The organism is Rhodohalobacter sp. 614A, from assembly GCF_021462415.1.
In the GTDB taxonomy this organism is placed as follows: Bacteria; Bacteroidota; Rhodothermia; order Balneolales; family Balneolaceae; genus Rhodohalobacter.
This window is the reverse complement of record NZ_JAKEDS010000001.1, coordinates 447285-464947: the sequence shown is the minus strand read 5'-3', so window position 1 is coordinate 464947 and position 17663 is coordinate 447285. Positions and strand designations below refer to the sequence as shown.

The 17663-nt window shown below is 42.5% G+C and carries 16 protein-coding genes; 12 read left to right on the top strand and 4 right to left on the bottom strand.

Translation table 11 applies throughout. The features are described 5' to 3' along the window. Positions 1–194: 194 nt before the first annotated feature. From gcvT to L0B18_RS01730, 12 genes are all read left to right on the top strand, one after another. On the top strand, positions 195–1292 hold the full coding sequence (gene gcvT, locus L0B18_RS01785) for a glycine cleavage system aminomethyltransferase GcvT (RefSeq protein WP_234567420.1): 1098 nt from the start codon (positions 195–197) through the stop codon (positions 1290–1292). 13 nt (positions 1293–1305) lie between these two features. Further along, a complete protein-coding gene (locus L0B18_RS01780; protein ID WP_234567419.1) occupies positions 1306–2043 on the top strand; it encodes a 2-phosphosulfolactate phosphatase in 738 nt (245 codons plus the stop codon). After that, positions 2036–4513, top strand: coding sequence for a DNA translocase FtsK (locus L0B18_RS01775; RefSeq protein WP_234567418.1), 2478 nt, complete (start codon positions 2036–2038; stop codon positions 4511–4513). Before L0B18_RS01780 ends, L0B18_RS01775 begins: the two co-directional genes overlap by 8 nt. Continuing rightward, positions 4497–5123 carry a LolA family protein gene (locus tag L0B18_RS01770; RefSeq protein WP_234567417.1) on the top strand — a complete coding sequence of 209 codons (627 nt, stop codon included), beginning with the start codon at positions 4497–4499 and terminating at the stop codon, positions 5121–5123. The genes L0B18_RS01775 and L0B18_RS01770 overlap by 17 nt, the downstream gene beginning before the upstream one ends. Beyond that, on the top strand, positions 5123–6121 hold the full coding sequence (locus tag L0B18_RS01765) for a lysylphosphatidylglycerol synthase transmembrane domain-containing protein (protein ID WP_234567416.1): 999 nt from the start codon (positions 5123–5125) through the stop codon (positions 6119–6121). Before L0B18_RS01770 ends, L0B18_RS01765 begins: the two co-directional genes overlap by 1 nt. 114 nt (positions 6122–6235) lie before the next feature. Then, the gene (locus L0B18_RS01760; protein ID WP_234567415.1) at positions 6236–7963 is read left to right on the top strand and encodes a hypothetical protein; all 1728 of its coding nucleotides are present in this window, start codon (positions 6236–6238) and stop codon (positions 7961–7963) included. Positions 7964–7969: 6 nt separating this feature from the next. Continuing rightward, the gene (locus tag L0B18_RS01755) at positions 7970–8179 is read left to right on the top strand and encodes an HU family DNA-binding protein (protein WP_234567414.1); all 210 of its coding nucleotides are present in this window, start codon (positions 7970–7972) and stop codon (positions 8177–8179) included. Beyond that, positions 8169–9338: an SPOR domain-containing protein gene (locus L0B18_RS01750; protein WP_234567413.1), complete on the top strand. Its 1170-nt coding sequence runs from the start codon at positions 8169–8171 to the stop codon at positions 9336–9338. Before L0B18_RS01755 ends, L0B18_RS01750 begins: the two co-directional genes overlap by 11 nt. Before the next feature lie 8 nt (positions 9339–9346). Beyond that, positions 9347–10069 carry a MotA/TolQ/ExbB proton channel family protein gene (locus tag L0B18_RS01745; RefSeq protein WP_234567412.1) on the top strand — a complete coding sequence of 241 codons (723 nt, stop codon included), beginning with the start codon at positions 9347–9349 and terminating at the stop codon, positions 10067–10069. Positions 10070–10071: 2 nt separating this feature from the next. Then, positions 10072–10476, top strand: a complete 405-nt coding sequence (locus tag L0B18_RS01740; RefSeq protein WP_234567411.1) for an ExbD/TolR family protein — start codon at positions 10072–10074, stop codon at positions 10474–10476. Between the two features lie 5 nt (positions 10477–10481). Further along, positions 10482–11312 carry an energy transducer TonB family protein gene (locus L0B18_RS01735; RefSeq protein WP_234567409.1) on the top strand — a complete coding sequence of 277 codons (831 nt, stop codon included), beginning with the start codon at positions 10482–10484 and terminating at the stop codon, positions 11310–11312. Between the two features lie 202 nt (positions 11313–11514). Beyond that, positions 11515–12420: a sulfotransferase family protein gene (locus L0B18_RS01730; protein ID WP_234567408.1), complete on the top strand. Its 906-nt coding sequence runs from the start codon at positions 11515–11517 to the stop codon at positions 12418–12420. A 60-nt stretch (positions 12421–12480) separates the two neighbouring features. Here L0B18_RS01730 and L0B18_RS01725 read toward each other — a convergent pair whose 3' ends face one another. The 4 genes from L0B18_RS01725 to L0B18_RS01710 all read right to left on the bottom strand — a co-directional run bounded on the left by L0B18_RS01725 (position 12481) and on the right by L0B18_RS01710 (position 17632). After that, positions 12481–14940 carry a glycogen/starch/alpha-glucan phosphorylase gene (locus L0B18_RS01725; RefSeq protein WP_234567407.1) on the bottom strand — a complete coding sequence of 820 codons (2460 nt, stop codon included), beginning with the start codon at positions 14938–14940 and terminating at the stop codon, positions 12481–12483. 83 nt (positions 14941–15023) lie between these two features. Then, complete coding sequence (gene ispE / locus L0B18_RS01720) at positions 15024–15890, bottom strand: 4-(cytidine 5'-diphospho)-2-C-methyl-D-erythritol kinase (protein ID WP_234567405.1); 867 nt, start codon at positions 15888–15890, stop codon at positions 15024–15026. 13 nt (positions 15891–15903) lie between these two features. Continuing rightward, on the bottom strand, positions 15904–16161 hold the full coding sequence (locus L0B18_RS01715) for a SemiSWEET transporter (RefSeq protein WP_234567404.1): 258 nt from the start codon (positions 16159–16161) through the stop codon (positions 15904–15906). A gap of 13 nt (positions 16162–16174) precedes the next feature. Next, positions 16175–17632 (bottom strand): CCA tRNA nucleotidyltransferase, encoded by a 1458-nt coding sequence (locus L0B18_RS01710; RefSeq protein ID WP_370647468.1) that lies wholly within the window; start codon positions 17630–17632, stop codon positions 16175–16177. Positions 17633–17663 lie beyond the last annotated feature (31 nt).

The window sequence follows — 17663 nt, the reverse complement described above, 5'->3', positions numbered from 1 at the left end:
TTTCAATAAGCTGTTATAAGATTTTAAGATTGATTAACTTCAATCAGAAAAATATCATTTGCGAGGCGTTTACCCTCTTAACATTCAAGCCTGAAAATCAGGTAATCATTCTGCCATTTTTTTAAATGAGAGCTATTGGTATGAGCTCTGTTAAAATCAACTAAAAGAGTTAACTGCAAAAGCAAGTCGAAAAGATGTTAAAAAAAACTCCACTATATACTGAACATAAAGAATTGGGGGCACGCCTTATTGATTTTGGGGGATTTGAAATGCCCGTTCAATATGCAGGTATTAAGCAAGAACATCTTGCGGTGAGGAAACATGCAGGCCTATTTGATGTATCACACATGGGTGAGTTTTTTATCTCCGGGCCCGAAGCGTTGGCACTTATTCAGAAGGTAACGATTAACGATGCCTCCGTTTTAACACCGGGAAGGGCACAATATTCTGCCATGTGTTACGAAAACGGCGGGATTATTGATGACCTTTTGGTTTATATGCTTGATGAAGAACAGTACATGTTGGTGGTGAATGCATCGAATATTGAGAAAGATCTCGACTGGATTCAAAGTAAAAACAGCATGAAAGCAGATGTTCAAAATCGATCTGACAGCATTGGCTTGCTGGCATTGCAAGGACCGAAGTCTGTAGAAATTCTTCAGAAGCTGACTTCAACAAAAGTTGCATCCATACCCTTTTACAGATTTGAAAAAGGAAGCGTAGCCGGCGAAGATGATATTATTATTTCGGCAACAGGCTATACCGGCGAAAAGGGTTTTGAATTATATATGAATACAGACCAGGTGGATATAAAAAAGATATGGGTTGAGATATTGCAGGCCGGAAAAGAATTCAACCTTGAACCCGCAGGGCTTGGCGCAAGAGATACTCTGCGGCTGGAAATGGGATATCCATTGTACGGGAATGATATTACCAGGGAAACCAATCCATTGGAAGCACGCATGGGCTGGCTTACGAAATTACAGAAAGAAGATTTTGTTGGGAAGGAATCCCTTCTGGAACAAAAGAGCAATGGAATTCCAAGAAAATTAATGGGTTTTGAAGTTCAGGAAGAGCGTAAAATTCCCCGCTCTGGATATGAAATCCGTGATAGTTACGGCTCCAAAATTGGATTTGTAACAAGCGGAACTCACTCTATTTCTCTGAATAAAGGAATAGGGTTGGGATATATGGAAACCAGCAAAGCTGCAGAAGGCGAAAAAATATTTATAAAAATCAGGAAAGATCAGGTGCCGGCGATGGTCATAAAGCCACCTTTTATAAACAAATAATTAAAGTAAACAGATGGTAAATCTTAAAAAAATCGATGTATTCTACTCATTGCACTCATTCCAGGAAGATGAGTTAAGGGATAAAACAGTTGTTATTATAGATGTGCTCAGGGCATCATCTACCATAGTTACTGCATTTATGAACGGTGCAAAAGCTATTATTCCCGTGGGTGATATGGGAGAAGCCAGTAAAATTGCACAGAATGTAGACTCTGATAATTATCTGCTTTGTGGCGAAAAAGATGGCGAAAAAATTGAAGGGTACGATTTGGGCAACTCCCCGCTTGAATACACCAAAGAAATAGTAGAAGGAAAAACCCTTATTTTTAATACCACCAATGGTACAAAAGCCATTAAAAAATCACTTGGATCCTCAAAAACATATATTTCGGCATTTCTGAATGTGAATGCAATTGTAGAGGAACTGAAGGCTCAGACTAATGATATTGTATTGGTATGCGCGGGTTGGAAAGGCAGGCTGGCATTCGAAGATATGTTGTTGGCCGGTAATATCATCCACTTATTAAGTGAAGGAAATCTGCCAAACGATGCCCGTGACGGCGCAAAAGTTGCATTTGGTTTATACGATAAATATGGTGATGATATATCTACGGTTATACACCAATCAAACCACGCGATGCGTTTGAAAGATATCATCGATTCTGGCGATATAGATTACTGCTGTCAGGTTGATATAACGAATATACTACCGCGACTTAAAGAAGGGATGATTACCCTTACAGATGGCTAAGAAAAGCTCAAATAAATTGTTTAAAGGTTTCGATGACTCCCGCAAAATGGAAGTCATCGGAATCCTGATCATGGCTATTTCTGTGCTTTTATTGCTCAGCATAGCTTCTTACCATCCGGATGACTATGCTATTGTAAAGTCATTGTCGTACGATACTCTTCTTGAAGTTGATGGGGGCGCGGCTCTTCGCGTCAATAACTGGCTGGGAGTTTTTGGAGCATATATCTCCTACTTCTTTGTGAATACCCTTTTTGGCTATGTTAGCATTTTGATTCCCATTATTGTTCTTGCAATTGGTTGGGTGGTTTTTCGACAGGAAAACATAAGCGAGCTGGGATGGGCAGTAGCATACGGCTTATGGATGGTTTTTTTGATTTCCACGACCGTCGGCTGGTTTTATACGCGCTACGAAGCTTACTCTATGGCGTGGAGTGGAAATTCCGGCATCTATTTTTCCAGCCTGTTGCAGAATTTTACGGGCGTCGGTTCTATCATCATCCTGTTCGTTCTTCTTTTTGTATCTCTTTTGATTCTGATTGACCGAGATCTCCAGAAGACTATTGACCGGGTAAAGGATTGGTCTCCCAATTTTTCCTTCGAGAAGTTTAAGAGAGATAAATCAAAAAAAGAAATTCAGCCCGAACCCTCTTCGTCTGTCAATGTCCGGCAGCAACAAAAAGTGGAACAGACTTATAAAAGCGAGGCCTCAGAGCGGCGTGAAGAAAGACGCCGTACAAAAACCATTGATGAGATTGTAGAGCAATCCGAAGAAGTGGACCGAATACGTGAGAAAGAGCGCCAAAAAGAGAGCGCCAATCTCGAAAATCGTCCGCCCCGAGCAATTCTGGAACGTGCTTCATCTTCTGAAGCCAAAACCGGTTCAGAAGAAGATGATGTGGAAATTTCTGTGATTGTAGGTGAAGGAGATGAAGAAGCCAGCGACAAAGAACTTGATCGCAAAAACAAAGAAAAAGCCAAAGATGCCACACCGGTCATCAAATACAAATTTCCGGGAATTGATATTCTTGATACACCGCCGAACGAAGGAAATGAAGTGGATCTCGAGGAGATTAAAATCAACAAGAAAATCATCCTGGAAAAACTCAAGCGGCATAAAATTGAGATTCTCAGTATCAACGCTATTGTGGGACCTACAGTTACTCTTTATGAAATTGAACCCGCTCCGGATGTGAAAATCAGCAAGATTCAGAGCTATGCCAATGACCTGAAAATGGCAACGGCTGCACACGGACTCCGAATTATGGCTCCCATTCCCGGCCGCTCTGCTGTTGGAATTGAAGTGCCGAATAAAACCCGCGAAACGGTTTTTATTAAGACGGTTCTTAATACCAAGAAATTTGTTGAAACCGATTATGCACTTCCAATCGCATTAGGAAAAACGATTGAGAATGAAGTATACATGGTGGATCTGAACAAGATGCCCCACCTTTTGATTGCGGGGGCAACCGGGTCTGGTAAAACAGTTGGTATCAACACGATTATTACGTGTCTGCTTTACAAATGTCATCCGGATGATCTGAAATTTGTACTCATCGATCCCAAAAAAATCGAGCTTTCTCTCTATCGGAATATTCAGAATCATTTTCTTGCCGTATTGCCGGGTTCGGAAGAACCTATTGTTACTGACACAGATGCCGCACTCGAAACGCTGCAAAGCATCACCAAAGAGATGGACGAGCGGTACGATTTGCTAAAAATGGCAATGGTTCGTGATATAAAAGCATACAACAAAAAGTTTGATAACGGAGAACTGGATGAAGATCTTGATCATCGCCATTTGCCCTATATTGTTGTAGTAATTGATGAGCTGGCTGATTTGATGATGACCGCCGGTAAACAGATTGAAGAACCCATCGCGCGGATTGCACAACTTGCGCGGGCCGTTGGTATTCATCTGGTGGTGGCAACCCAGCGTCCCTCAGTGAACGTAATTACCGGTACCATCAAAGCTAACTTCCCGGCCAGAATGGCTTACCAGGTAGCTTCAAAAGTAGACTCCAGAACCATTCTTGATACGGGTGGTGCCGATCAGCTTGTGGGAAGCGGAGATATGTTGTTTTCTAACGGTGCGGGCATGACGCGTATTCAGAATGCCTATGTATCAACAAGAGAAGTGGAAAAAATCACCTCCTTTATTGGTAGTCAGCGGGGATACAAAAAGCCATTTCATCTGCCGGTTATTGAAGATGAAACCTCAGGTATTCCGGATCCGCTTGATGATATAGACGAATTGTTCAAAGATGCAGCTAAAATTGTTGTGCTTCATCAACAAGGGTCAGTATCCCTCCTTCAGCGAAAATTAAAAATCGGGTATAACCGGGCAGGACGAATTATTGACCAGTTATACAATGCCGAGATCGTTGGGCCGTTTCAAGGAAGTACGGCACGTGATGTAAGAATTTCCGAAGAGGAAGAACTTGAAGAGATATTTGATGAACTTGGTATTTAAAAATATTGCTCTGTTAATATTGATGGTTCTGTTACCTGCAGTACTGGCGGGTCAGAACACTCCTCAGTTTGATCAGCTCAAGCAAAGATTTGAGAATGATTTTGTATTCAAATCCGATTTTACCCACGAGTACAATGATACGTTTACGGGAGATCAACAGGTTACAACCGGCGTTATTTGGGTAGGCAAGGAACAGTATAAAATGAGAAGCGGCGAGAGTATTATGCTCGTTGATAGTGAAATATCCAGGGTATTTGATAATAATAAGAACCGGGTTATCATCAGCGATTATGTTGAAGAGGAAGATGATTTTGCTCCGTCCCGAATGCTTCAGGGTGTGGATGATTCCTACAATGTGGAAGAATATCAAGACGAAGAGGGAGGAACCGTGATTGAACTGACATCCGATGACCCCTTTTCCATATTTTTGAACGTTTCTATTTTTCTGAATGCATCAGGCACGCCTACACGGATTGTTGCCATAGACCAGGTTGAGAATGAGTTGATCACCCATTTTAGCAATGGAGAATTCATTCAGAGAGCACCCGAAATTTTTCAATTTGAATACCCTGAAGACGCCGAAGTCATTGATCTGCGTCACGACTCCTGATGAAGTCAAAACTATTAAAAATCACGGCTTCTCTTCTTATTGGAGGATTTTTCCTCTGGCTGGCTTTCAGGAACGTTGAGTTTTCCGAATTATGGGATCAAATTTCAACCGTTTCATTCTATTGGCTTCCCTTTTTTGTTGTTGCTCTTGTTTTCAGCCACTATTTACGCGCGGAGCGCTGGCGTTTGCTGCTGGCCGATGACGGACAATTTATTGGACGAACAACTCTCTTTGCCGGTGTCATGCTCGGTTATGTTGTGAACAGCCTTGTGCCGAGACTGGGTGAGATCTCCCGGCCGGTATATGTGGCCAGGAAAGAAGAAATAAGCAGTGGCAATTTGATAGGAACCATTGTAGCCGAGAGATTTTTTGATCTGCTTACCATGTTCTTTCTCATTTTGGTTACGACATTCCTCCTGGTCAGTGATGTTGAGCTTCTGCAAGAAGTTTTTGGAGTTCAAGGCTGGACATGGAAACAGTTTATATGGATTCCGGTAACATTTGTAATACTTCTAATAGCAATGGTTGCATTTTATAAGTTGATGATTGTTCTGGATCGAAAACAGATTACCACAAACCCGGTCATATTAAGATTGATTTCTGCGGCCAAATCATTCGGTGAAGGCATGATTTCTTTGCGCCGTGTAAAAAGCTGGCCCAGATTTCTTCTCTATACCGCAGGCATTTGGACAGGCTATATTGTAATGACCTATTTGCCATTTTATATGATGGATATGCAAACCGTCTATGGCCTGACATTTGCTGATGGGATTGTGGTAACCGTGGTATCGTCTATCGGGGTGAGTATTCCCACTCCGGCTGCGGTTGGTTCATACCATCTGTTTATCCAGCAATGTTTACATCTTTTATATGATGTTTCATTAGTACAAGCATTAACTTATGCTACTGTAACACATGCCGTTACAGTAATATCCGTGTTTGTTATTGGTCCAATAGCCCTGTGGTGGGACAAGTACTACACACTTAGATATTCATAAGCTTCTTTGCTGTTAAATTTTCACTGAACAAATCGTATCTTGCAGCACCAGACCGGTTTTTCAGCACGTTATTGTAAGAGATAAATTTTCAATGCCTATTATTTTGTTTTCACTATGAGGAAATTTCTTTTCGTTATAAGTTTTTTGGCCGGTTTTTTATTGTACGGCGGACAGGTATTGGCACAGGACAGCCAACAAGGTTCGGAAGAATCATTACTGCCGGAAATTGATCCCCAGGATATTGAAATTCGAAGTCAGTTCCAGGCGCGTTTCCCGGGTCTTCGCAGGCAGCCTATCCTTGGTTTTAATCCCCGCCCTCGAGTATTCCAGGTAGATCCCAACAGGATGCCATTTGTTGAAGATGCCGAAACCGTCGTTGCCCAGCTTCCAATCGGTGAACTAAGTCGGCCTGAGCCGCCAGAATATGAAATGCTTGGTTACGCTATGCCGAAGAATGCATTTATCAGGGCGGGAATCGGGAGCTATGTCTCACCTGAGTTAGACGCCTTTGCCACAGCGAAATTGAGTGATAGTAATTGGCTCTCTACAGATATTCATTTTACATCATCGGATGGCCATGATGAGGCCGTCAATACTTCGTATCGGTTTGCTGATGTAGGTCTGAAATCCTATAACCGACTTTCAGATAGAGCCACCCTGGTTTTGAACGCGGGTGCAATTTCCAATTTTAATCACCAGTTGCAGTTAGATGCGGCTACAGAAGATCTTCTGGATACGAATACAAAAATATCGCGGCTGGGTTTTCGTGGATCAGCAGATGTAAAAGTGGCAAGAACAACATTAACGGGGGTTAACGTATCAGCAGAAGGTTTTTATGATGAATACACCTCTGAATCCGGTCTCAGTACTTTTGACGAAGTGGCATCAGAAGGCGGGGCAGATGTTTTAGTCGCTTATTCGCGACTCGGGAAAAACTTGTATGAGATTCATTCCCTCAAACTTCAGTCCAAAATCGGTTCAACCACTCCTCTTTTGGAAGAGAGTTATGGATGGTCGGTCAGTACGCTTTCAGCAAATTACGAGCGATTGTTTAACTACAATACAGATGTTCACTTGAGTGTTGGAGCCAGTGCCGTTACGGATGCCGAAAACGATTTTGCAGTTTACTTCTCGCCAAAGGCAGAAATCAGCCATACAATATTTCGCGGACTGGAAATAAGAGGTGAGGCAATGGCCCGGCCTTATTATCAAACTTATTCTGAGATTCAGAGCGAAAATAGGTTTTTTAATGTAAATTCTCTCATCGAGCATCAATACGAAATGCGTGCGTTAGGCGAACTTAAAATGGAGCCTTTTTACGGAACCAAAATTATTGGCGGAGCTTCTTTTCAGGATATAAAAAATTATCTCTATTATACAAGAACACAATCACCTATGGGCCTCAGTGATATTAGCGAAGGTTATTATACGGCAGCATTTGAGGACGCCACGATTTTTAAAGTCTACGGTGGATTTACACAGGATTTGAAACCGGAAGTATTATGGTTTAGTGCAGACGGCTACTGGCAGTTGCCGGAATTTGCGGATGGTAGTCAGATTCCCTATGCAGAGTCCTTGTCGTTACAGGCGGCATTGTCTTTTCGGCCCAGGAATTATTTGCTGCTTGAGGGATGGGGCGAATTTGCAGGCGGCAGAGAAGATCACCATGGGGACAGTTTATCATCCTTTGTATTAATCGGAGGACGGTTTGAACTTTCGTTGACCGAGAATATTGGAGTGTATGGCAAACTGCTTAACTTGTTAAATGAAAATTACGAGCTTTGGCAAGGCTACGAGGAACGAGGTTTTCAGGGCTTTGTCGGGTTTACATTTCTATTTTAATAAAATATGAATAGAGATTTTTTAATAGCGTTTAAGGATGTGATGAGAGAGCAGTTTATCAACAAAAACAGGGTTGAGATTGAAGGGCTTGGCCAATTTGAAGTTGTCCATCACGAACAGTATCAAAAAAAGTTTGATAACGGGAAAGTTGTGATGATGCCTCCGGAAGATGTCCTTGAATTTAAATCCAATATCAGGATCTCTTATGAAAATTGACAAGAACAAGCTTATCGATCTGTTGGTTGAAAAAACGGATATGGGCCGGGATGAAATCAAAGATCAGCTTGATCAACTTATTGAAAGAATTTTGGGTGCGGCAAAACGGGGTAAAGCATTAGAGATCAAGGAATTTGGTCTTTTTTATTTTGATGAGGAAGGGGAATTGAGTTTTGATCCAGCAGAGGAATTGAGTACGGAAATCAGTTTTAAGTATGCCGGAATGAAACCGGTTGAACTTAAACCGGAACGGGATACGTCGATTTATAAGCCCGAAGAATTTAGCGAAGAACCCGAAGCCGGGGAGCAAGAAGAACAAGAAGAAGACGATCCATTCGGTAGTTGGCTGGATGAAGAAGATGAGACAGAAGAAGCCATTTCAGCAACATCAGAAGAGGATGAATCAGAAGACCCCATAGATGACAGCATTTACGATCCGTTCGCTTCTGAGGCTGAGGAATCTCTGGAAGAACCTGTAGAAGAAGAGCCAAAAACAAAAATTGAAGATATAAAACCGCTTGCCGCAAGGCACCCGGTGAAAAAAAGAAGAGATAATACAGGCATATTTATACTGCTCGGTATCATCTTGGCGGCCGTTCTTATTGGCGCCTATTTTTATTACGCAGCTCCCCAGACACAAGAATTAGATGAACAGGCGGAATCCACGACTCAGATGGATTCAGGTATGGAGCAATCAGAATCCGTACAAGATGATCCTTTACCCCAAGAAACCGGAGATGAAAATGGCGAGGATGCAACCCCGGATCAACAAGTAGTGGGCGAAAATGAGGATGCTGCGGAACAGACAGGTTCCGACCAAGTATCAGAAGAAGAAATAACTACTGAACCTGAGGTTGCTGTCGCAGAAACCAATCAATCCTTGTACGGATTAACAGGCTCTGTGGTAGAAGAAGCTAATAATGGTTATTCTATTGTTTTGCATTCGTTTACAACCGAAGATAGAGCAATGACGGCTGCCGATATGCTTCGTGAGGACGGTTATCGAGTAATTGTCTCTTCAAGAACCGTGTATGAAAACACAGTTTGGCGCGTTAGTGTGGGACAATTCGAAACACTCGAAAATGCTCAACAAGCTACAACCCGGCTCCCAAGCCCATATAACACTCAAAATTTTATCCAAAGAATACGGACTAACTAAAAACCTACATGAATATCATCTCTTTTTATCTATTACAGGTACAGCCCACAGCTCAAGATACGCTTGCTGAAATGCTCCAGGAAGATACGACCATGTCTTTCTTCGATATTTTATCTCAGGGAGGTCTTTTGATGATCCCCCTTTTCCTGCTCTCTATTGCGGCTATTTATGTGATTGCCGAGCGATGGAGAACGCTGGAAAATTCTAAAATGGATATCAATCAGACTCTTAATAGTATTGAAACCCTGCTAAAATCCGGCAGCCAGGCACGGGCTATTCAATATTGCGAACAGTTCGATAAACCCCTCGCCAGAATCCTGAAGTCAGGAATTCGCCGTTTGGGTCGACCGATTCGCGACATCGAAGAAGCCATTCATAATGCCGGGAAAAAGGAAATTTATTTGCTTGAGAAGCGTATGAATTGGCTGGCAACCATTGCCGGTGTGGCTCCTCTCATAGGATTTACCGGAACCGTTACCGGTATGATTCGGGCATTTATGGATATTCAATCTCTACAGGGAAATGTGAATCCCAGTGTTCTTGCCGGTGGTATTTGGGAAGCGTTAATAACCACGGCAACCGGTTTGATTGTGGGAATTATTGCCTATGGTTTTTACAACTATCTGCTCGGCAAAATCAACCGAATGATTTTTGAACTGGAGAATGCCTCCGCCGATTTTGTTGATCTGCTGCAGGCTCCTTCCGCTAAAAAACGTCATCAAGAGGTATAGAAATGAATTTCCGTGACGACAAGGATAGCCTTGAACCGTTGACGATGTTTTCTCAATCCTCGCTAACGGATATTATTCTTCTTCTGCTGATTTTCTTTCTGTTAACTTCCTCATTCGTTACGAATTTTGGAATTAAAGTGAACGTTCCGCGTGCAGAATCCAGCGTAACTTCGCAATCGCAACAAATTTCTGTAGCTGTAACACCAGAAGGAACCTTTTTTGTAGATGGCGAACAAGTAGACAGAGCCTCCCTTTCAAATGCCATCAGATCGGCGTATCAGAATAAGCCAAATGCTTCGTTAGTAGTACGTGCCGACCGTGATGCACGGGTTGATGACGCCGTGCGTGCAATGAATATCGGGAAGGCATTGAATATGAATATTGTCATGGCCACCGAGAGAAATTAGAACACATGTTTGAATGGATAAAAAACCATACTGATGAAGAAGACCGATTTGGAATTGCTATAACCGCAGCAATCCATGTTGTTCTTCTTATTATCGCCCTTCTTTATACGATTGAGTCGAACATGAATCGTGCTGCGTTTATAGAAGTGACCTTGGGCGAGTTCAGAAGTGGTATGCTTGCGCAACAATCAGAAGTGCAAAATGAGCAGGTAGCTACCCGGCCGAATCCATCCGAAGAAGAACCCGAAGAGGTAGATCCTGAAATTATAGAACCGGTTGAAACGCCTCAAAATCCGGTTGAAGAAACGTCCAAACCGGTTGATCTGCCAGACCAGGAAGAAGATATTCCTGAAGAAGAAACCGTTCAGACTCCAGAAACGGATGTTATCAATCCTGAAACAGAAGAGGAAACGGAAGAAATTGAAGAAGAAGTTGTTCCGCCACAAACTCAGGAAGATGAAGTGATTGAAGAGGGGGTAGAAAATAGCGGAGATGAAGAGGGCGCTTCTGGTGATCCCAATGTGGATCAGGGACCCGGAAATACTCCGGATAAATCCGCTCCGTACGATTTGCAATGGGAAGGAGAGTTAAACAGAGACCCAATGATTCAGCCTCTTCCAAACAATCAAACCAACGAAGAAGCGGTTATTACGATTCGTTTTGAAGTTCACCCCGATGGCTCTCTTGGAAGAGTGATTCCACTGAAAAAAATGAATCCGGAACTCGAACGCGAAGTGATGCGAACCCTCCGAAGCTGGCGGTTCTCACGTCTTCCTTCAGGAGTTCCCCAAGAACCCCAATGGGGAACGATTACATTTCGCTTCGTACTGGAATAATAACGTAATCTAATATGACTGCGTTTTTCTTCTGAATTCTATCCGTTGTGGACCTGAAGACAGAGTTTTCAATTCCTGTTTTTTTGAGCCCGCCCACCGCCATTCATTATTTTCAGAAATTTAAAAGAGATAGGGTTTAAACAATCAACAGTGATCAAAAAATAGTATTTTCGCCGAGTAAAGATTTACATAAGTTTGTGTGATGAGTGATTTTAAAATGATCATTGTTTTGGGGGCAGCGAGATCAGGCACATCGATGATATCCCGCCTCATGGCCGGGTGCAAAAATGTAGCTTATATCCCAGAGCCAAAGTATATCTGGAAGTATAAGAATTTCAAACACGGCCACGATATGCTAACTCCGGACCATCTAACGGATGAGAAAAAGAGATGGATCAAAAAACGTTTCAGAGAGTATTTGAAGGGTCAAAAAAAAGAGGTCTTGCTTGAAAAAACTCCTTCCAATTCGTTAAGGTTTGAGTTCGTGTATAACATCTTTCCGGATGCAAAGTTTGTTCACATTATCCGGGATGGACGAAGTGTTGCACTATCGGCGCGCCACCGATGGAGAGGGATGCAAACTGCTTCAGAAAGTAAATTTCAACATCCGGATAGCGACGTAACCAAAACCACCCGAGAGAAAATTGAGGACAAATGGAATCTAAAAGAAATTTGGACACCCCGGTTTATCCGTGAATTGAATTACATTGTTCCGTTGTACCTGAACAACATGGGATGGAAACAAGATTCGGTATGGGGTCCCCTGTTTCCGGGAATTTGGGACGCTTACAAAAAAATGGAGTTGATTGAAGTATGTGCGTTACAGTGGAAAATCTGTACGGAGTCGGTTATTAATTTTAGCAAAAGCGACCGGTTTGAAGGAGAGTATTTTGAGATTCGATATGAAGATGTTTATACCGGAAATGAATCTTCGATAAAAGACCTGTTTGAATTTACAGAACTACCTTATGAGAATGTCGAAGAACGAGTGAAAATATGGAGAGAAAAACATCAGAGCCCTTCAAAAATCAGTATGAGTGAGGAAGACCTTCACCTGTTTAATAAACACGGCTGGTATTTAATGAAAAGCCTGGGATATTATTCTTAATGTATACCCGTTCCGAAGGAATGACTTCGAAACGGGTAACAAACAGTTTAGTATTCAGGATTATCGATCCACTTCAACCCGCCAGATTTCCTCTGCATATTCACGAATGGTTCGGTCTGATGAGAATTTACCCACCCTGGCGGTATTCAGAATGGCTTTTCGGTTCCATTCGTCTTGGTCTTTATAAAGTTCATCCACTTCTTCCTGCTTGTTGATATAAGCTTCATAATCGGCGAGAACCAGGAAATAATCTCCTTTATTCAGAAGCGAATCTACAATTGGATGAAATAGTTCTTTATCATCATTGAAAAATCCATCACGGATCTGGTCAATCGCTTTTTTCAGCTCCTCATGCTGATCATAATGCTGCCATGGATTGTATCCCTGGTGGCGGAGTTTGTCTACATCATCAACAGTGTTTCCAAAAATGAAGATGTTTTCATCGCCTACCTCTTCTTTGATTTCAACATTTGCTCCGTCGAGCGTACCGATAGTGAGCGCTCCGTTCAAAGCAAATTTCATATTTCCGGTCCCTGAAGCTTCAAAACCAGCTGTAGAAATCTGTTCAGAAAGATTGGCCGCAGGGATCATTTTCTCTGCAAGTGTAACGCTGTAATTCGCAAGGAAAATGAATTTAAGTTTCCCATTAACATCAGGATCATTATTGATTTTAGTACCGACATCATTCATCAGTTTGATGAAAAGTTTAGCCATCGTGTAGCCCGGAGCAGCTTTCCCCGCCACCAGGATGGTTCTTGGAACGATATCCAAATCCGGATTTTCTTTGAGGCGGTTGTACAGCGTAATCGCATACAGCGTAAGCATTAACTGGCGTTTGTATTCGTGAATTCGCTTAATCTGAATATCAAACATAGAGTTTACATCCACATCAATATCACGTTTTTGTTTGATGTAATCTGCCAATTGCTGTTTGTTTTCCTGTTTGATTGCGGCAAATTTTTCCTGGAAGCCTTTATCATCCGCAAATTCTTCCAGTTGTTTGAGCTGCATGAGATCGGTTGGCCAGTCATCTCCAATTTTTTCTGTGATCAAATCAGACAGACCACGATTACATTGTCTCAACCACCGGCGCGGAGTTATTCCGTTTGTTTTATTGGTAAACCGCTCGGGGTAGATGTCGTTAAAATCGCGAAAGAGTGTTTTCTTGAGCAGGTTACTGTGCAGTTCAGCAACTCCATTTATTTTTCGTGATCCTACAATTCCAAGATGTGCCATGTGAACAACAGGGTCTTCGCCCTCCCCGATAATGGAAACCCGGCTCACTTTTCCTCTGTCATCACCCGATTCAATCTGTACTTTTTGCAGAAACCGGCTGTTTATTTCATAAATAATTTGAAGGTGGCGGGGAAGCAGATTTCTGAGTAATGAAACCGGCCATTTTTCAAGCGCTTCTGGCAAAAGAGTATGATTTGTGTAAGCCATGGTTTCAACGGTGATATCCCAGGCCATTTCCCAAGAGAGATCTTCCTCATCAACCAAAAACCGCATAAGTTCCGGAATGGCGAGGTTCGGATGGGTATCATTACACTGAATGGCAATTTTCTCAGGAAGTTTTCTCCAGTCATCTTCGGTTTTTTTGAAGCGGCGCAGAATATCCTGCATAGATGCAGCCACGAGGAAAAATTCCTGTTTCAGACGGAGCTCCTGCCCTACAAATACTTTGTCATTCGGATAAAGAACACGCGAAATATTTTCATTCAGTTGTGTGTCCCGAACGGCGTCAATGTACTGCCCCTGGTTAAAGCTTTTGAGGTCAATAGATGAAGATGAGGAAGCCCGCCACAAACGCAGGTTGTTCACAACATTGTTTCTGAACCCGGGAATGGGAGTATCGTAGGCCACGGCCAGAACATCATGGGTATTTCGCCATTCGAATTCCAATTCGCCGTCTTCATCATGATAGGCGTGTGACTCCCCATAGAAAGGCACATTGTACTGAATTTTAGGGCGTACAATATCCCAGGGATTTCCATATCTCAGCCATAAATCCGGCTTTTCAATTTGATAACCATCCTGGATGGATTGGTAAAAAATTCCATAGTCATATCGAATCCCGTATCCCGTTGCGGGAATTCCAAGGGTAGCCATTGAATCCAGAAAACAGGCTGCAAGACGGCCGAGACCCCCGTTTCCAAGGCCGGCATCCCATTCGGCTTCACGGACCTTATCATAATCCAAACCTACTTCGTCCATTGCCTCGGCGGCTACATCTTGTAGGCCAAGATTGATGAGCATATTATCCAATAATCGCCCAATCAGGTATTCCATTGAGAGATAGTACACCCGCTTTACGTCATTGTCATAATATCCCTGTTGAGTGTTAATCCAGCGCTCGTGCAAGCGATCCATCACAGCGAGAACCACGCTCCTGTAATTATCCCACTCAGTAGCCGAATATTTATCTTTTGAAAGGGTATATCGCAGGTGTTGTTCTATATCTTCCCGGAAGGAATCAACATCCATTCCACTACGTGGATTAATATCTTGTTTTTTATTCATGCTATATTTGTATCAATTAAAATTCTATTAAGTGAAAATGTGAGTCGCCCAACCTGTTTCTCTTTTCCTGTTGGTCGCTTCCCCTAGACATCTTTTAAATAAATTCCGTGATCGGGAGTAAAGTTCGGTTTGGTTAAATTCGTTTTAAAATCAAGTTCATGAAACGACTCATAAGCCTGAATTGCAACAAAATCCTGTTCGAAAATGCCAAAAACAGAAGAACCGCTTCCACTCATGGCTGAGTAGACGGCGCCAAAATCGTACAGCTGATCTTTAATATTTCCAATAAGATGGTTCCGTGTTATAACCGGCGGCTCCAAATCATTCTGGAGAAGATATTGCCATTCATCCATCTCTTCTTCCATTAGAATTCGTTTTATTGAAAATTCCGGATTTGGATTCGGCTCGCAATGTCCATAGGCATCGGCGGTTGAGGATTCAAATCCGGGATAGACCGTCAGAATCCATCCATCGGGTTGAATGTCAAGTGGGTCGATTTGTTGACCTAATCCGGTTCCCAAACCGGGTTTACCTTTAATGAAAAAAGGGATGTCAGCGCCCAAATCACGAATCAGGTCTACAAGATCTTCATCAGAAAGATTTGTTTCTTCTAGCTTGTTTAAGATTCTGAGTGTCAGTGCGGCATTGCTGCTTCCGCCGCCCAGGCCTGCGCCGGCCGGTATATTTTTTGTGATATTAAATGAATAGTGATTTTTCAGCCCGATGTATCTGTCAAACGCGTTGTATGCCTTTGAAATCAAATTGTTGTCATCGTTTGGGATGGAATCGTCAGATAAAATTAGTTGATAAGATTCACCTCTGTTAACCTCAAAACGGTCATTCCATTCAATAAAACAAAATCCCGTTTCGATATTGTGATAACCGGTCGGCAGACGCTCCAGCACCTGAAGGCCGAGATTAATTTTTGCATACGAATTAGCAATCCACATAAAATGAACGGTATTAATCTTTAAAACTGAGCTTGAAATATAAAATACTCGCCGCGAGAATAATTGTAACCAAATTTGTGATAATGATTGGCAAATCGTCAGTCAAAATTCCATAGACAAGCCATAAAAGAACACCCAGGCAAAATACGGAATACATTCCTAAAGAAAGATCTTTAGCCGATTTTGATTTCCACGTTTTAATTGCCTGTGGCAAAAAAGCAATGGTTGTACAAAAGCCTGCGGCAAGACCAATAAGGGTAAAAAGGTTCATTGGATATAAATAATTATTCTTTGTTGTCGATTAATTCAGTTTTTAATCGAAGAAGATATTGGAAGGCCTTGTCATGATCATTTGGAATTTCTCCGTCAAGGATTGCATCTTTTATTCGGTCTTTTACTTCCCCTACAATGGGTCCGGGTTTTGTATCGAGTACCTTCATGATTTCTTCTCCGCTGATCGGGTTTTTCCATTTTCTGATTCGGTCTTTTTCTTCAACCGTTTCGATTTTTTGTTCAACCCGATCAAAGTTGTTTAAATATTTCTGCACCTTCCATTCGTTTTTACTGGTGATATCGGCGCGGCAAAGAGTCATTAAATCGTCAATTTCATCACCCGCTTCAAAGATGAGGCGGCGGATGGCGCTGTCACTCACTTCTTCAGAAGCCAATGCAATGGGCCTGAGGTGCAGCCGAACCAGTTTTTGAACGTATTTCATGCGATCATCCAAAGGAAGTCCGAGCCGCCGGAAAATGCGTGGCACCCATTTTGCGCCCACTGCGTCATGTCCGTGAAAAGTCCAGCCCGTTCCCTTTACAAACTTTTTTGTGGGCGGTTTGGCAATATCGTGCATAATTGCTGCCCACCTCAACCATAGGTCGTCACTAACCTCGGCAGTGTTATCCAACACTTTCAAAGTATGCCAAAAATTGTCTTTGTGGCGCTGACCTTTGACCTCCTCTACTCCTTTCAGGTCTACCATCTCGGGGAAAAACTGCTTCAACAAATTTGTTTCCAGCAAGAGGGCAAACCCGATGGATGGTTTTTGCGCCAAAACAATTTTATTCAACTCATCAATAATCCGTTCTTTAGAAATAATGGCGAGACGCGGTGCCATTTTTTTGATGGCATTCATCGTCTGTTTCTCAATATTAAAATCCAATTGAGTGGCAAACCGGATCGCACGCATCATGCGTAGTGGATCGTCGTCAAACGTTTTTTCAGGATCTATGGGAGTTCGGATAATCTTGTTTTGAAGATCCTGGATTCCTTCAAACGGATCGTGAAGAACGCCAAATGCATCAGGATTCAGGCACCACGACAATGCGTTGATTGTTAAATCGCGCCGGAGTTGATCGTCTTCTAAAGTTCCATCCTCCACAATGGGTTTCCGGGAATTCCGGCGATAACTTTCCTTTCGGGCTCCAACGAATTCCAGGTCGAGATCGTTGTGTTTTACCTGTGCCGTTCCAAATTGTTTGAAGATGGAAATGTTTGACGAGCCAAGTTTTTTCCCGACTTCCTCAGCCAGCTGGATTCCGGACCCGACCGTTACAAAATCGATATCTTTCGAGGCTTCACTCCGGCGGTTGAGATAATAATCGCGGACATAACCACCGACAACAAATACACGCTGGTCCAACGAGTCCGCAGCTTCGCCAATGGTTTTAAAAATTGCTTTATGTTCTTTTGGGATATCGATCAAAACAGTGATTTTTTTGTTAGCTTGTAAAAATAAAAACATTCCGCAAAGCATTCAGAACTAATTAGAGCAC

Bases quoted from the DNA above. Each gene is read 5' to 3' on its own strand.
- L0B18_RS01735 (WP_234567409.1), top strand. From the start codon at position 10,482: ATGTTTGAATGGATAAAAAACCATACTGATGAAGAAGACCGATTTGGA.
- L0B18_RS01715 (WP_234567404.1), bottom strand. From the start codon at position 16,161: ATGAACCTTTTTACCCTTATTGGTCTTGCCGCAGGCTTTTGTACAACC.
- L0B18_RS01745 (WP_234567412.1), top strand. From the start codon at position 9,347: ATGAATATCATCTCTTTTTATCTATTACAGGTACAGCCCACAGCTCAA.
- L0B18_RS01750 (WP_234567413.1), top strand. From the start codon at position 8,169: ATGAAAATTGACAAGAACAAGCTTATCGATCTGTTGGTTGAAAAAACG.
- L0B18_RS01760 (WP_234567415.1), top strand. From the start codon at position 6,236: ATGAGGAAATTTCTTTTCGTTATAAGTTTTTTGGCCGGTTTTTTATTG.
- L0B18_RS01770 (WP_234567417.1), top strand. From the start codon at position 4,497: ATGAACTTGGTATTTAAAAATATTGCTCTGTTAATATTGATGGTTCTG.
- ispE (WP_234567405.1), bottom strand. From the start codon at position 15,890: ATGTGGATTGCTAATTCGTATGCAAAAATTAATCTCGGCCTTCAGGTG.
- L0B18_RS01710 (WP_370647468.1), bottom strand. From the start codon at position 17,632: ATGTTTTTATTTTTACAAGCTAACAAAAAAATCACTGTTTTGATCGAT.
- L0B18_RS01780 (WP_234567419.1), top strand. From the start codon at position 1,306: ATGGTAAATCTTAAAAAAATCGATGTATTCTACTCATTGCACTCATTC.
- L0B18_RS01765 (WP_234567416.1), top strand. From the start codon at position 5,123: ATGAAGTCAAAACTATTAAAAATCACGGCTTCTCTTCTTATTGGAGGA.
- gcvT (WP_234567420.1), top strand. From the start codon at position 195: ATGTTAAAAAAAACTCCACTATATACTGAACATAAAGAATTGGGGGCA.
- L0B18_RS01775 (WP_234567418.1), top strand. From the start codon at position 2,036: ATGGCTAAGAAAAGCTCAAATAAATTGTTTAAAGGTTTCGATGACTCC.
- L0B18_RS01755 (WP_234567414.1), top strand. From the start codon at position 7,970: ATGAATAGAGATTTTTTAATAGCGTTTAAGGATGTGATGAGAGAGCAG.
- L0B18_RS01740 (WP_234567411.1), top strand. From the start codon at position 10,072: ATGAATTTCCGTGACGACAAGGATAGCCTTGAACCGTTGACGATGTTT.
- L0B18_RS01725 (WP_234567407.1), bottom strand. From the start codon at position 14,940: ATGAATAAAAAACAAGATATTAATCCACGTAGTGGAATGGATGTTGAT.
- L0B18_RS01730 (WP_234567408.1), top strand. From the start codon at position 11,515: ATGAGTGATTTTAAAATGATCATTGTTTTGGGGGCAGCGAGATCAGGC.